The organism is Nocardia sp. NPDC004123 (assembly GCF_053603795.1).
Genome location: NZ_JBSGGG010000008.1, coordinates 261,898 through 276,140, shown reverse-complemented (window position 1 = coordinate 276,140; position 14,243 = coordinate 261,898). Strand labels below are relative to the sequence as shown.

Here is a 14,243-nt window from a genome sequence, read left to right as displayed (position 1 = left end):
GCTTGACCTTGTCCCTGGGGGCAACGTTTACCGTCTGCGGGTGAGAATAGGGCAGGTTGCGCAGCTGGCGAAGGTGAGCCCGAAGGCGATTCGACGCTACGAGGCAATGGGTTTGATCTCCCCGGGCCGTTCCGGCAACGGCTACCGCGAGTACTCCGAGTACGACGCGCGGCTCGTGTGTGAGATCAAGGAGCTGAGCCGACTCGGGATTCCGGTCGATGAGACGCGGCCGTTTCTCGAATGCCTCGCCTCGGGCGGCGAGCACGTCGATGATTGCCCGGCATCGCTGGCGAAGTACCAGCGGGCCATCGATGAAATCGACTCGCGCATCACCGCTTTGAATGTACGCAGGGGCGCGCTCACGGCTCGATTGCGCGACGCCGCCTATCGCCACAGCCGGGTCGCACCACCTGTGACCGACCTCTTCACACTGCCGTCGGACCTGCCCGTGCCCGAGGACGACGGCGCGGCAGCACATCTGCCCGGCACGAGACTGCCCGCACTCGTGCTCGACTGCACGGACGGGACGAAGGTTGATCTGGCCGCGCTGCCCGCAGGGCGGACGATCATCTACCTCTACCCGCTCACCGGCCGGCCCGATACCGACATACCCCTCGGGTGGAACGAGATCCCCGGCGCACGTGGCTGTACCCCGGAGGCGTGCGGCTTCCGCGACCATCACACTGAACTGCTGGCAGCCGGCGCCGCCCGGGTATTCGGACTGTCCAGTCAGGACACCGACTATCAGCGCGAGGTCGTCGACCGCCTGAACCTTCCGTTCGGATTGCTCTGCGACACCTCCTTCCACCTGGCCGCCGAACTATCGCTTCCCACCTTCGAGTCGGGCGGCCGCGACCTCTACAAGCGCCTGACTCTCGTCGTCCGAGACGGGGTCGTCGAGCACGTCTTCTACCCGGTCTTCCCGCCCGACCGCCACGCCGAGCAGGTGATCGAGTGGCTCCGATCGAGTACCACTCGCTCGCGGGCCGGGTAGGGCGGCGCCTGCATCGCTGCTGGTAGACACGCTGCTCCAGAAGGAAGGGAACGACAAACGCTCGCCTTGCGTGGTGAAGGCGAGCGTTTGCCGAACGGGCCCGGTGTTTGTCCGGATGGTTACCGATCCGGCACACGCTGGGCGCAGGTCCTATTGGTCGACGGTCTGTTCGATGATGTGGGTGCCCAGTTCTTCGGTGAACAGCGGGTTCCGGTTGGCTGCCGCGCCCGTGATGAGGTCGTCGAAGGCGCTGTTCTCGTAGTCGAAACTGTCCGCGGTGATGCCGGGGCCTGCGACGTCGAGTCTCCGGGGTATGACCGGCCAGCAGCCGACCTCGTTGAGCGCGTCGGCCTCTGCGCCGGTCGGGGTAGTGCCGGAGTAGGACACGAACTGACCGGTCTGGTGGTCGATGCGGTCGCACTCGCACCTGGCCAGGGTGTAGCGCAGTTGCAGGGCTCCGCGCCCGATCCCGCACACCGTGAACGGAGTCGAGCCCAGTCGGTCGCCGATCGCGCGGAACAGGACCTCGAGCACACTGCGGTGGGCGGCGCCGTCGAGAGTGTCACTACCGCCCAGTGACACCAGGATCAAATCGGCGCCGGCGGCGCGGAGCGCGTCGCGGAACGAGTAGCTCGGGCTGTCGAGTTGCCGAGCGAAGGCACCGGGATCGGCGGCTGTCATGTCCGAGTCGCCCACCAAGATGAACGGTGCGCTCAGACCGCCGTCCCGGGCGGGAAACACCGCTGCGCTGCCGAGCATGAGAGGCCAGTTACTGGCTGGTGCCACAGTCGTCATCGTCGAACTCCTCACGTGGTCGGGAAGATCCGGAGAAGAACCGAACTTGCAGCAGACACCCCGCAGCGCGACATCGTGCGAACTGCACATCACACGCGAGGGCGCAGCCCATGCTACCTGTTGGGCCCGCAGACAAGCCTGGCCACCAGGTACAGGATCTGCGCCCGCAGGACCCGATTCGGCCGGGTCAGAAAGTGAACTGGTCGCCGTAGGCGGTGGTCTGCACCAGCCGCTCAGCGGTGCTCACCGTGGTGGTGATGAAAGGGACGGCCGATATCGGCGAGGCGCATTGGGCGATATTGAGCGCGGCATTGTTGAACGCGATGCGATGCGGGAAGGTCGTGGTGGCATCCAGGCGGGCCGTCTCGGTTCTGGCGATAGTGACCTGGCCGGGTCCCAAGTTCGCGAACACGCCTTCGCCGGCGCCCAGATTCCCGATGACGCCGGGCCTGATGACCCGACCGGGGATACTCGCGCCCAGCGTTTGATCGGTGCCGATCTCGACACCGAAGCCGCCGTCCACACTGATCCCGCAGCCGAGGATGAATCCCGCGACCGCTCGTCCGGACGTGATCTGGCCGCCGTCGACGGTGACCGAGTAATCGCCGGACATCTGCGCGGCATGCGAGAACGTCATGAGGAAGTTCGGTGTCCGGTCACCGGGCGGGTTCGCCTCGATGCTGTCGACCGACGCCGTCAGATGGACTCCCCCGCCTGAGACTTCTGCGCCGGGCGGCTGGGCGCGGCCAAGTCCGGCGCCACCGGTACACAGGCCTACCACGGCCAGATTTGCCGCGGCCGTAGCGGCCACGGCGCCGGTGAACGAACGTCGCATGCCTGAGCCTTCCGGTTCGCGACGATAGGCGACTCGACAGCACGGGAACAGACACACACGGGAGGGATACCGTTTGGCAAGCCTAGACGGTGCCACCGGCCAGGCGGTGTCACAGCACAGCGTGTCGACCTGGCCACCCCGTCGACCCGACGGACATCGACACCGAAGCCGCCTCCCTTGTCGATTCACGCTCGCGTTCGGAAAGCGGTTCTCGTACAGTTCGGGTGCCGCGCGAAATCCGCAGCACCGCAACAACTTCGGGACGTCCGAGAAACGTATTGAGCAGTCGGGTTGTCCAACAACCCTTGTCGGACCTTTCTCACACACTCGGCCGCATGCCCGCGCCGTCTCGCCACCTCAGCACGCCCGGTCCTCTCACCCTCGACGCGACGCGCCCGATCCTGTCGGTGGCGGAGCGCTCATCGGTTACGGGCGGGTGCCGAAGTGGGCCGGGCGCGGCAGGCGATTCCGGTGAGTGAGCCATCACACGATTTCATTAGTTAGCGGCATGCAACTATATTTAGGCGCTGTTCGTTCGTTGACTTGCGGGAGGCTCTGATGGCTGCGGCCCCAACCACCGGTTTGGATACCGGTGATGTCCAGACCATTCGGAGGCGACTCCGAATCGAGCATGACCACCCGCACTACAAGTGGGTAGCCCTGTCGAATACGACCCTGGGCATGCTCATGGTCACGATCAACTCCTCGATCGTGATCATCTCGCTTCCCGACATCTTCCGGGGCATCGATCTCAACCCGCTCGCGGCGGGCAATGTCAGCTACCTGCTGTGGATGATGATGGGCTTCCTGCTCGCGTCCGCGGTGCTGGTGGTCATGTTCGGGCGGCTCGGCGACATGGTCGGCCGCGTCAAGATCTACAACTACGGGTTCGTGATCTTCACGATCGCGGCCGTCGCGCTCTCGTTCGATCCGTTCACGCACGGCGGCGGCGCGGTGTGGCTCATCGGATGGCGTGTGTTCCAGGGAATCGGCGGCGCCATGCTCATGGCCAACGCGGCCGCCATCCTCACCGACGCGTTCCCCGCCGCACAGCGCGGCTTCGCGCTCGGCATCAATCAGGTTGCGGCCGTGGCCGGTTCGTTCCTGGGCCTGCTGCTGGGCGGCCTGCTCGCGCAGTGGGACTGGAAAGCCGTGTTCTGGGTGAGCGTGCCGTTCGGCATTCTCGGGACCGTGTGGTCGTACCGGTCGCTGCACGACAACGGTCAGCGCAACGCGGGCTCGCTCGACATTCCGGGCACCGTCACCTTCGCGGTCGGACTGACCGCTCTGCTCACCGGCATCACCTATGGCATTCAGCCGTACGGGGATTCGAATACCGGCTGGTCCAACCCGTGGGTGCTGGCCGCGGTGTTCGGCGGTATCGCGGTGCTCGCGCTGTTCTGCTGGATCGAGACCAAGGTGGAGCAGCCGATGTTCCACCTGTCGCTGCTGAAGGTCCGAGCGTTCGGGCTCGGTAACCTGGCCGGCCTGATGTCGTCGCTGGGCCGTGGCGGTCTGCAGTTCATGCTGATCATCTGGCTGCAGGGCATCTGGCTGCCGCTGCACGGCTTCGACTACGAGTCCACGCCGCTGTGGGCGGGCATCTACCTGCTGCCGCTGACGGTGGGATTCCTTGTGGCCGGGCCGGTTTCGGGCAAGCTGTCCGACCTCTACGGCCCGCGGCTGTTCGCGACCCTCGGCATGGCGATCACCGCGGTGACGTTCGTGCTGCTGGTGGTGTTGCCGGTGGACTTCCCCTACTGGGCGTTCGCGGTGGTCATCGCGCTCAACGGCCTGGGCTCGGGCATGTTCGCCTCGCCCAACACCGCCGAGGTCATGTCCGCGGTGCCGGCGTCGCAGCGCGGTGTCGCGTCCGGCATGCGCGGCACGCTGCTCAATGGCGGTATGGCGCTGTCGATCGGTGTGTTCTTCTCGCTCATGATCATCGGCCTGTCCAATACGCTGCCGAGCGCGATGAATTCGGGTCTGCAGGCGCAGGGTGTGCCCGCCAATGTCGCGGAGAACATCTCCGGTCTGCCGCCGGTCGGCAGCCTGTTCGCGGCCTTCCTCGGTGTGAATCCGATCGAGGCGCTGCTGGGCCCGACCGGCATCCTGGACCACCCGGGCGTGCACAAGGACGTCCTCACGGGCCAGGAGTTCTTCCCGCACTTGATCTCCGGCCCGTTCCACTCGGGTCTGGTCGTGGTCTTCCTGGGAGCCGCGATTATGATGCTGATCGGCGCGGTGGCCTCGTGGTTCGCCGGTAGCCCCACCGTCCCGGACGAGGCTGCCGAACTGCGGGAAGCCGTCCGCGAGGGAATCTGACCGGAGGAGATCACGCTGCCCGAGCCCACGAGCGTCGCCGACCCCGACCAGCTCACCGAAGCTGCCGACCTGTACCACTCGATCGGCCGCCTCCTACGCTTGTTGCGCCACTCCGGCGACCTCGGGGCCCTGAGCCCCGGGGCGGCCTCGGCCCTGGCGACCGTCGCCCGCTCCGGCCCCCTCCGCCTCGGCGACCTCGCCAATATCGAACGGGTCAGCGCCCCAACGATGTCCCGCATCGTGACGGGCTTGGAAAAGGGCGGCTACCTGACCCGGGACGCCGACCCGGAAGACGGCCGGGCCCAACTCCTCACCGCCACGGCCGCCGCTCACAACCTGGTCACCGGCCTCACCTCCGCCCGCATCCAGCGCTTCGCCGGCGCCCTCGAATCCCTCACCCCGGCCCAGCGCGAGTCCGTCAAATCCGGCCTCCACACCCTCATCGAGGCCCTCGACCAGTAGCGTCGCCCCGCTCGGCGAGGCGACGTCTGGCAGCACTCCCCCTGTGCCCGGTCACCGTCGGGCGCGTGGTCAGGAGGTCAGGACGGAACGGATCCGATTGTCCGGGTCCACACGATCGCGGAGCTCGGACAGGCGGGTGTGGTTGTCGCCGTAATAGCGGGACAGCGGATCGCCGGGCTCCAGGTAGTTGACGTACGCGCCGACCGAATCGGGGGCGAGGGTGGCGTGGGCGTCGGAGAGCCAGGCCATCGCGGCGTCGTGCGGAATCGGTTCGTAGGCACCCCATTCCACCATGGCGGCGTGGTCGCGCCAGGGGAAAGCGGTGGCGGTGGGCGACAGGTCGCGGATCGCGCCGTCGAGGGTGTTGATCTGCACCCAGCCGGTGCCGCCGACGCTGGAGAACCGGGTGATGGCCTCGAGCACCCGGCCGATGGTGTCGGGGGTGAGGTCCGAGACGATATCGGAGCCGTTGGTGAAGGCGACGCGCGGCTGATCCGCCGTGCCGCCTGCCAGATACAGAACGGTGTCCATATGGCTGAGGGTGCGGGGATCGATGTTGGTGGGCGCGACGCCGATCGCATCGGTGAGCGCGGCCGTCACCGTATCGGCCGAACCCGCTGGGCAGACCAGCTGCATCCAGCAGCGGAGACCGCCCTCGCCGTCGGCGTCCAGGCTGACATCGGCCCACTGCTCACGGTCGGCGCCGCGCAGCCACTCCTGCCAGCCGCCGATGACGCGATCCGCGTTCTCGCCCGAGAAGGTCAGGCGCACCACGTCTTTCGCGGTGGCCGGAATGGTGTCGAAGGTCAGCGAGGTGACGATGCCGAACAGCGAGCCGCCGCCACGCAGCGCCCAGAACAGGTCCGGGCTGGCGGTGGCGGACACCTCGGTGATGGTGCCGTCGGGCAGGACCAGGGTGGCGGCGGTCAGCCGATCACAGGTGAGGCCGTAGGCACGGGATTCGAAGCCGAACCCGCCGCCCATGGTGAGACCCGCGACGCCGACGCTGGGACACATGCCCGTCGGCAGACTCTGCCCGGACCGGTCGAGTTCCCCGTAGACCTCGTACAGGGTGTGGCCCGGTGATATGACGGCCTGTCCGGCCTCGACTCGGACGCCGCGCAGCCGCCGGACGTCGACAATCAGTGTGCCGGTCGCAGTGGAGACGCCGGCGTAGGAATGCCCGCCCGCCCGCGCGGCGACCGCGAGATCGTTCTCGGCCGCGAAGCCGAAGGCCGTGGCCACATCGGCGGCATCCGCGACCTGCACGATGGCCGTGGGCATCTCGTCGTCGAAGCGAGTGTTGAAGACCTCTTTGGCCATCGGGTATCCGAGATCGCCGGGCAGTATCACCCGGCCGTGCAGCTTGTCCTGCAACGCACGCCATTTCGGGTCGGCACTGCCGGTGCTGGAGCCGGCGGCGCTGTCCGAGGAGCCGGTGGTGCCGTCGGAGGAGCCTGCGGCGGGCGCCGCGTCGGAGGCGGGCAGTCGGGTGGTTCCGGCGAAACCCACACCGGCGACCGCGATTCCGAGCGCTCCCCGCAGAAACACGCTGCGTGCGAAGCGGGGTCTCACAACGGTCCCCCGAATCCGATCGAGATGCGGTGCGCCGCTCGGTTATTCGCTTTAGATATCAACGTTCGCGACCCACCTGTACCCATCGGACAACACAACACCACTCGATCATGGTTCACCCACTGTTCATTCGCTCAATCGAGCCCGGGTGTGTCGACCGCTCCGCTACCGAGATCCCCTATCAGCCGGAGTGTCGGGCGGAATGAGCCACCGGGCGAAGGCGCGCGGCTATCTACTCGCGGCGAGGCCGTAGCGCTGCGAAGAGACTCAGCACACCGACGACCACCAGCCACACCGTCAACCCGAAGCCTGCGGTGACGACCGTTCCCCACAGCATGATGAACGGCCCGTATTCCCCCACGCGGGCCCAGTATCCGCAGGGGCCCACATCTTCCGGGATGGTCGCGCATTCGGGGTGGCCGATGGCCGCGAAGGCCAGGGTCGCGAGCATCGGAATCGCAACGGCCACACCGAGTACGACTGCCAGGCTTCTGATGGGACGCGAGAGCACTGCCATGCGGTCAGACCCTAATGCGCGGCCGGTGGCGATTTCCACGCGCACCCGTAGCCGGACACCGACCCCGGCGACCACTTCGCTCTTTTCGCGCGATTGCCACCGGAACCCCACAGATCACCACAAGATCAGCAGGCCGTTGCATGGAAACATTCGGAAGATGGCACCCACCCGCAAGTTCGGATACGTGAGCCTGGAGTGGCTCGATGCCGTCGCCGTGATCATCGCGGATCTACTGGACGGCCACGATCTCGATTCCCTCGATTTCTGCATCTGTGAAGACCTGACGAACCCACCACCCGGCCGGGCCAACACGCCCGCCGGAACACTGAGCTGGTTCATCCGCATCCGCCACAACGAGCTCGAGGTCGGCGGCGGCTCTGTCGAATACGCCGACATCCGAATCGTCGCCGACTACGTCACGCACCATGAGCTTTCCAGGCGAGCCTGGGCGGGCAACCCGGAAGCCATCGCCGCCTCCGAACACCGCCGCGAACTCGCAACAGACAGCGGCAAACTTCGGATCGAAGGCGACCTCACGGCAGCCCCATCCGTCGTTCGACAGCTGGTCATGCAACTCCACGACCCAGTTGCTGCGATCACCGCATAACTGGCTCAGCTCCACCAGTTTCCGAGATGCCTAGAGACACGCAATAATCCGCGACAGTCGAATGGGCGACCTCACCAGTCCGGACGCCCGACAAGGCGGCGGATGGGGCGGAGGTTAACCCGATCGCAAGGATCCGCGGTGTTCGGGCCCTGTTCCGCGCGATGCCCGGGCGTCAAGTCGGTTGGTCACGTAAACATCTTGCCGACGCACCGTGCCGAGGTCGCGCTCGTCGCCATCATCACCCCGCCACTTTCAGCAGGATCTTGCCGCCACGGAGGAGATGTTGCACCGCGTCCTGGATGTGCTCGAGGGGGTACACGGCCGCCACGGGGACAACGAGGGCGCCGTCGGCCACCAGCGGTGCCGCCTCACGAATGACGGGCACCACCTTGTCGTGGTAGTCGAAGTCGCCGACAAAGAATCCGCGGACGGTGAGGTGCTTGCCGACCAGTGCCGAGGTGTCGACCCACATGGGTTCGTTCCTGGCCCAGGAATAGCTGACCAACCATCCACCGTCGGACAGCAATTCGAGCAGCCGCGCCACCCCCGGACCACCGACGGCTTCCACTGCCAGCGCCACTCGCGCATCGCCGATCACTGCTCGAACATCGCCGACCGCATCGGGGTCGTCGACGTGGACCACGTCGGCCCCGGCTGCTGTGAGCTCGGCGAACGTCGCCTCGTCACGGGCCAGGTTGATCGTCTTCAGTCCACGAAGTTTGGCCAGCCCGATCAATGACCGTCCCACACCGGAGTTCGCGGCGTTCTGAACCACCCAGTCACCGGGCTGCATGGGGGTGACCTCGCTGAGCATCAACCCTGCCGTCGGGGGGTTGCTGCCCAGCATCGAGTACTGCTCGATGCTGCCGCCGGCGGGGAGTGCGAACAGGCCGTCGGCGGGCACGACGAGCCGCTCACGCCACGCACCGGCATACAGGGGTAGCACGACCAGATCGCCGACTTGAAGTCCATCGACCTCGGCGCCAGTGGCAAGCACGCGCGCGACGCCCTCTGCGCCCGGTATGTGAGGCAGGGGTGGTCGCGCCAGCATTCCGGTGACAACCAGCAGGTCGTGCTTGTTCAACGGCGAGATCTCAACGCTCAACAGAACCTCATGCGGACCCGGTGGCGGCGGCTCCTCGATGTCGACGACGCGAAGCACCTGCGCGGGGTCGCCGAACTGTTCAATCTGGATGGCGCGCATATTAATTCCTCTCCATCGAAGGTCGGGCCGCTGTGTGAGCGACTGCCTAACGAGCAAGGAGGAAATAAGACCCGGTGGGCGCGTCGAACCAGGCGCGGCCACCTTCCCTCGGAAAGTATATCCACCACTCGATCGAGGAAGCGGCGGGCGATGTCGGTGCCGGGTGGACGCAGTGGTCGACGCGCTGCGCTGGTGGGGCCCGGTCACCGTGCGCGAATACGAGATCGCCCGCGAGCACGTCGTCTTCGCCGCCCTCGCCGCTATGCGGAGGCGGCCACGACCACCACTCGGCCGGTCGGACGGCCGCGGGAACTGCGCCCACGCGTAGTAGAGCAGGCCGGGGTGCGGCGGCGGAGGTCGAGGATCTTGACCGCTATGCCCTACTGGAACGGATCGATCAGCACGATCAGGTGGGGTGCCCAGCACATGGCGGATTTACCGGGGTTCGGCCTCGGTCGGCCCTGCGTGATGGCATGCTGAGCAGCGGATACGTCCCCTGCTCAACTGGGTTCAGCACAGCTGCGGGCACGCCGTTACCCGCAGACGACTCGCGGGAAGGTGAGGGCAATGAGTAGAAGCAGCCAGAAGCTTCGCGGTGAAGGTGAAAATGCCGTCAAGCTCGCAGTTTCTGGTCACTCGTATCATTCGGCCGCGCTCGGGTACGTGGCGACACGACGGAAGAAATGGCCGGACAGGACGTTTGTGGTGACCGACGTCGGTCCTACCCGGGAACCTGCGTCCACCGATCGCCCGAACAAGTCGCCGTTGCCTCGGGTGGTTTCCCTCACGCCCTACGACAGACCTGGCGCTGCTCCGATGCAGGTCCTGGCCTATGTCCCGACGAACTTCAACAAACCCCTGCGCGTCGGGGACGCGGTGGTGACCCGCATGTCCAAGCACGGCGCGCACAAAGGTCTACCGGGAGTGCATCTCCGTATCGTCGGCGCAGAACCAGTGGACGTGGCGCTGCGGAGGCACCGCCGCGAATCGGAGGGCGACTTTGCGCGGAAAGCCGAACACAAACTGAAGACGCCAAAGGGAAGGCTCAAGAAACGCCGGTGAGGGTCGAGCCGCCGCCACCCATTGTTCTTGACACGAAAGCTACTGAGGCCCCGGCAATTCAGTGAAGGCATCCGAGACCTGGTAGGCGAAGGAGCTGTCGTCGGGGGCAGCAGGATGACATTCAGTTGAATAGACGAGCTCGTCAGTGCGGACCGCCTGGTCGGCGTGTGGTGTTGCGCCATTCGGAACGCGGCGGGTCGGATACCTCGGCGGCTGAGGGCGGTTACGCGGGGGGCTCGGGGTGGAGGCGGGTGTGGAGGTAGGTGAGGATTTCGTCTCGGGCTTGGAGGGTGGGGTGGCCTTGCTCGTCGACGAGGTGGGCGGTGACGACGCTGTGGGGGGTTTGGACGATGTGCTGGAAGAAGGGTGGGGGGTTGGAGTTGGCGTGGGTGCCGGAGAGGACTCGGCCGTCGAAGCGGTCGCCGAGGAGTTGGGTGTAAGCGGCGAAACGCTGGCCGGTGCACCATTTGTCGTTGTCGAAGCGGTAGGCGAGGGCGCGGAGGTCGTCGCGTTCGAAGCGGGCGGCGATGGCGGTCGCGTCCTCCGGGGAGAGCTCGAGGCCGGCGGGGTCGTCGAGCGGGAGGGACGGGTGGTTGATGACGGGGGCGATGACCGCGGGTTCGAGAGTCATGGTGAGTGCGAAGTTTCCGGTGAAGCACATGCCCACCGCGCCGACGCCGGGGCCGCCGGATTCCGCGTGGGCCAGGCGGGCCAGGGCGCGCAGCCATACGGCGACGGGGCTGGTGCCGCCGCCGGCGAAGGCTCGGAACTCCTTGCTGACGCAGGTCTTCCGTGCGATCGGGTCGCCCAGTTCGACCGTCGGGTACGCGCCGTCCACACCGAACAGTGAGGGCACGTAGACGGTGAAGCCCGCGTCGTGGACCCACCGTGCGAAGCGCAGCACGTCGGGGCTGATGCCGGGCATCTCCGGCATGACGATCACCGCCGGCCCGCTGCCTGCCACATAGACGGTCTTGTCCGCGCCTTCCAGTGCAATGGTGCGCTTGGTGAAATCGCCCAGAGTGTCGTGAGGCGTTGGGTTTTCGGACTGCACGGGCGCAGGGCCTTCCTCGATACGACGAATCGATTCGATCGTATCGGGCAGGCAGTCGGGTGAAACGAGTGTGTTTATCCGTCAGCCGTGCTGCAGGTACTTGACCAGGGCTTCGCGCTCGGTTTCGAGTTCGGAGATCTGGCTCTTGACGACGTCTCCGATGCTGACGATGCCGATCATCCGGCCATCGCGGAGGACCGGGAGGTGGCGGATCCGGTGCTCGGTCATGGTGGCGTTGAGGGTTTCCACGCGATCGTCCGGCGAGCAGGTGTGCACGGCGGCGGTCATGATCGAGGAGACGGAGGCGTCGAGGAGTGCGGCGCCTTGGTCATGGAGTCGGCGCACGATGTCTCGTTCGGAGACGATGCCCGACATGGCGGCACCGTCTCGCGAGACGATCACCGCGCCCACATTGTGGGTCGCCAGAACTCTGAGCAGTTCACGCACTGATGCATCCGGTGCAATCGTGACCACGCCGCTGCCCTTCCGGCGCAGTATTTCGGAGATTCGCATGTGTCCACCGCCCAACGCTCGGGACTATCCGTGGTTACTAGGATGCCGCTGATAACCGGGCGTGACCAGCAAAGATTGCGATTCGATGCCTAACCGGATGCGTGGGTATCGAGATCCGCGTGCCATCTTCCGACAACAGGGTTATCTAAATATTTGCCAACTGGCACTATCTGCCGTATCGCTGCACTGAAAGTCTGCCGGATCGGACTAGATTCTCGGGCTTTCTGGGGGTTGGGAGCTCGGATTGATCGAAGAATCGAAGGTGAATACCCGGCCGCCAAGAAGTAGCTGACTGCTCGGTTTCAGCACTGTCGGTCGCCCGGGCGCCGCGCGCACCCAATCCGGACGGCCCGGCGGGCGAATGTGAGTGCCGTTGGCCGAGCCGCGGTCCATCACCAGCACGTCCCACCCCACGAGCCGGATCTCGGCGTGCACCCCCGACATGCCGCCGGAGGTGTCGGGGATCCGAATCGCCTGCGCACCGCGCCGCACCTGGTCGGATCGTTCCGGCTCCCGCCCGATCACCAGATCGCTGTCGAGCGCATACGAGGTCCCGTCATCGAGCAGCAGCACACCCAGTGGCGGCCGGATGCCCTCGGTGAGCACACAGGTCACCGGCTCCATCCGAATGCCGCACACCGCGCAGAGGGGCACGCGCGGATCGTTGAGATGCCCACGCGCGCAATCGTATCCGTGCACGACGACCCCGATCCGAGTGGCACGTGGTGCATTCTTGCCTGCACTGCCGGACGCGGCGTCCCCCGGCTTTGCGGGCTCGTTGGCCTGCTGCCCATTGCGTCTCGATTGCCGCACGCGGCGATCAGGATTCGTGCGCGCCCCGGAACTGCGTGCTCCCGCCGACACTCCATCGACCGGCGTATCGGGTGCGTCCTCCCGCCACATCACCGCCCCGGATCCGGCCACCCGCCCATCGCGCAACGCGAAAACACCCGGAGGCGGCAACGTCGCCCGCGGCTCGCCGTCGTCCACGAACACCGCCGCAGCCCGCACGGGCACGGGGCTGACCACCCGGTCGACGCTGAATCCCGCGTCGCGCCCGTGCAGTACCTCGCGGCCCTGCCCACCCTCCAGGATCGCGGTGACCTGCCCGTGCAGGAATACGGCCAGCCCGCGGGTGCCCGGCGTGAGCACCCCGAATTCGACCTTCTCCTCGTCGTCGCGAGCCATCAGCCAGGTGCTGACCAGCCGGGCGAAGGTCCGCCCGGTCCGCCGGGTCTCCCGCGGCGACGCCTCGGCAACCAGATCCAGCAGCTTGTCCAGCACCGCCACGGCGTCGGATTCGGCGGTCAGCGGCCGCGAATCCCGGTGTGCGACAACCACGACCACACCGTCCGCACTGGCCACCAGGTGGCTGCCCGGCACCACCTCGACCCGCGTGCTCATCTCACCCGGGCCCCCGCCTGCCCCGCCAACCCGTCGGTCCACGCGTCGGTTTCGATGAGGCGCTGCGTGATGGATCCCCTCATTCGCTGGATGGTACCGGTCGCGAATTACGAACAATCGGCCATCGACGTAGTGCACGACAGGCGATTCCGCGACGCGCGCGACTTCGGGCGAAGCTGCCCCGCGCTCCCCCACCAGGGACGTAGCATGCGGAACGTGGCCGATGCGAAACGTCCCGCCGTGGTGCGGGTCCTCGTCTACAGCAATGACGCCGATACCCGGAGCCAGGTGATGCTGGCGCTGGGCAGACGGCCGCACCCGGATCTGCCGCCCATCGAATATCTCGAGGTGGCGACCGGGCCGGTCGCCCTCGAGCGCGTGGACGCCGGCAATCTGGATCTGCTGATCCTCGATGGCGAGTCGGCCCCGGAGGGTGGTCTCGGCCTGGCCAAGCAGCTCAAGGACGAGATCGCGGACTGCCCGCCGATCGTCGTGCTGACCGGCCGCCCGGACGATGCCTGGCTGGCCAATTGGTCGCGCGCCGAGGCCGCGGTGCCCCACCCCATCGACCCCATCCGGCTCACCGACGCTGTCCTGGGTGTGCTCGGTAATAGCTTCGCGGCCTGATCTTCGTTCGCCCTCGTGATCAGGGCAAACCCATGTCACGTGACATTCGCGATTGCGTCCGATCGGTCATAAAAGACCGTTCCGAATTCGATCAAACGCGATTGCGAATCGTGATGTATCTTCTCATCCGAGTTGTAGGCTGTGCCGTAGCTCACACGAGCGCGGGCATCGGTATCAATGAAGCCGCCGCCTCACTCCCCGAAGGTCCGTGCCGTCGCTGAGCGGTGCCCGGGGAACGAGACTGGCCGGCGGACGACGATGTCAGCCCG

15 protein-coding genes are annotated in these 14,243 nt (G+C 66.6%); 7 read left to right on the top strand and 8 right to left on the bottom strand.

The window, feature by feature from the left end; all coding sequences use genetic code 11:
* The first annotated feature begins 40 nt into the window (after window positions 1-40).
* Complete coding sequence (locus ACWEQQ_RS14260; RefSeq protein ID WP_452348522.1) at window positions 41-994, top strand: redoxin family protein; 954 nt, start codon at window positions 41-43, stop codon at window positions 992-994.
* A 150-nt stretch (window positions 995-1,144) separates the two neighbouring features.
* On the opposite strand, the gene ACWEQQ_RS14255 is transcribed toward ACWEQQ_RS14260, so the two are convergent.
* On the bottom strand, window positions 1,145-1,789 hold the full coding sequence (locus tag ACWEQQ_RS14255; RefSeq protein WP_452348521.1) for a hypothetical protein: 645 nt from the start codon (window positions 1,787-1,789) through the stop codon (window positions 1,145-1,147).
* Window positions 1,790-1,976: 187 nt separating this feature from the next.
* The gene (locus ACWEQQ_RS14250) at window positions 1,977-2,624 is read right to left on the bottom strand and encodes an MspA family porin (protein ID WP_452348520.1); all 648 of its coding nucleotides are present in this window, start codon (window positions 2,622-2,624) and stop codon (window positions 1,977-1,979) included.
* A gap of 558 nt (window positions 2,625-3,182) precedes the next feature.
* Here ACWEQQ_RS14250 and ACWEQQ_RS14245 point away from each other — a divergent pair.
* Entirely contained in the window at window positions 3,183-4,949 is a 1,767-nt protein-coding gene (locus tag ACWEQQ_RS14245) for an MFS transporter (RefSeq protein ID WP_364610761.1), read from the top strand.
* A gap of 99 nt (window positions 4,950-5,048) precedes the next feature.
* A complete protein-coding gene (locus ACWEQQ_RS14240; RefSeq protein WP_379428619.1) occupies window positions 5,049-5,411 on the top strand; it encodes a MarR family winged helix-turn-helix transcriptional regulator in 363 nt (120 codons plus the stop codon).
* A gap of 69 nt (window positions 5,412-5,480) precedes the next feature.
* On the opposite strand, the gene ACWEQQ_RS14235 is transcribed toward ACWEQQ_RS14240, so the two are convergent.
* Both ACWEQQ_RS14235 and ACWEQQ_RS14230 read right to left on the bottom strand, forming a co-directional pair.
* Window positions 5,481-6,962, bottom strand: a complete 1,482-nt coding sequence (locus tag ACWEQQ_RS14235; protein WP_452348519.1) for an FAD-binding protein — start codon at window positions 6,960-6,962, stop codon at window positions 5,481-5,483.
* A gap of 256 nt (window positions 6,963-7,218) precedes the next feature.
* Window positions 7,219-7,503 carry a hypothetical protein gene (locus ACWEQQ_RS14230; RefSeq protein ID WP_452344735.1) on the bottom strand — a complete coding sequence of 95 codons (285 nt, stop codon included), beginning with the start codon at window positions 7,501-7,503 and terminating at the stop codon, window positions 7,219-7,221.
* A 25-nt stretch (window positions 7,504-7,528) separates the two neighbouring features.
* On the opposite strand from ACWEQQ_RS14230, the gene ACWEQQ_RS14225 reads away from it, so the two are divergent.
* Window positions 7,529-8,110 carry a hypothetical protein gene (locus ACWEQQ_RS14225; protein ID WP_452348518.1) on the top strand — a complete coding sequence of 194 codons (582 nt, stop codon included), beginning with the start codon at window positions 7,529-7,531 and terminating at the stop codon, window positions 8,108-8,110.
* Window positions 8,111-8,348: 238 nt separating this feature from the next.
* Here the strand turns inward: ACWEQQ_RS14225 and ACWEQQ_RS14220 are convergent, their stop codons facing one another.
* Window positions 8,349-9,314 (bottom strand): zinc-dependent alcohol dehydrogenase family protein, encoded by a 966-nt coding sequence (locus ACWEQQ_RS14220; protein WP_452348517.1) that lies wholly within the window; start codon window positions 9,312-9,314, stop codon window positions 8,349-8,351.
* A gap of 163 nt (window positions 9,315-9,477) precedes the next feature.
* On the opposite strand from ACWEQQ_RS14220, the gene ACWEQQ_RS14215 reads away from it, so the two are divergent.
* A complete protein-coding gene (locus ACWEQQ_RS14215; RefSeq protein WP_452344738.1) occupies window positions 9,478-9,642 on the top strand; it encodes a hypothetical protein in 165 nt (54 codons plus the stop codon).
* Window positions 9,643-9,881: 239 nt separating this feature from the next.
* Window positions 9,882-10,376 (top strand): hypothetical protein, encoded by a 495-nt coding sequence (locus tag ACWEQQ_RS14210; RefSeq protein ID WP_452348516.1) that lies wholly within the window; start codon window positions 9,882-9,884, stop codon window positions 10,374-10,376.
* A gap of 223 nt (window positions 10,377-10,599) precedes the next feature.
* Here the strand turns inward: ACWEQQ_RS14210 and ACWEQQ_RS14205 are convergent, their stop codons facing one another.
* The 3 genes from ACWEQQ_RS14205 to ACWEQQ_RS14195 form a co-directional block, all read right to left on the bottom strand.
* On the bottom strand, window positions 10,600-11,430 hold the full coding sequence (locus ACWEQQ_RS14205; RefSeq protein WP_452348515.1) for a dienelactone hydrolase family protein: 831 nt from the start codon (window positions 11,428-11,430) through the stop codon (window positions 10,600-10,602).
* 81 nt (window positions 11,431-11,511) lie between these two features.
* Window positions 11,512-11,943, bottom strand: coding sequence for a CBS domain-containing protein (locus ACWEQQ_RS14200; RefSeq protein WP_354832789.1), 432 nt, complete (start codon window positions 11,941-11,943; stop codon window positions 11,512-11,514).
* A gap of 207 nt (window positions 11,944-12,150) precedes the next feature.
* Entirely contained in the window at window positions 12,151-13,347 is a 1,197-nt protein-coding gene (locus ACWEQQ_RS14195; RefSeq protein WP_452348514.1) for an FHA domain-containing protein, read from the bottom strand.
* A gap of 207 nt (window positions 13,348-13,554) precedes the next feature.
* Here ACWEQQ_RS14195 and ACWEQQ_RS14190 point away from each other — a divergent pair, with 207 nt between their 5' ends.
* The gene (locus tag ACWEQQ_RS14190) at window positions 13,555-13,974 is read left to right on the top strand and encodes an Rv3143 family two-component system response regulator (RefSeq protein ID WP_452344742.1); all 420 of its coding nucleotides are present in this window, start codon (window positions 13,555-13,557) and stop codon (window positions 13,972-13,974) included.
* Window positions 13,975-14,243: the final 269 nt, after the last annotated feature.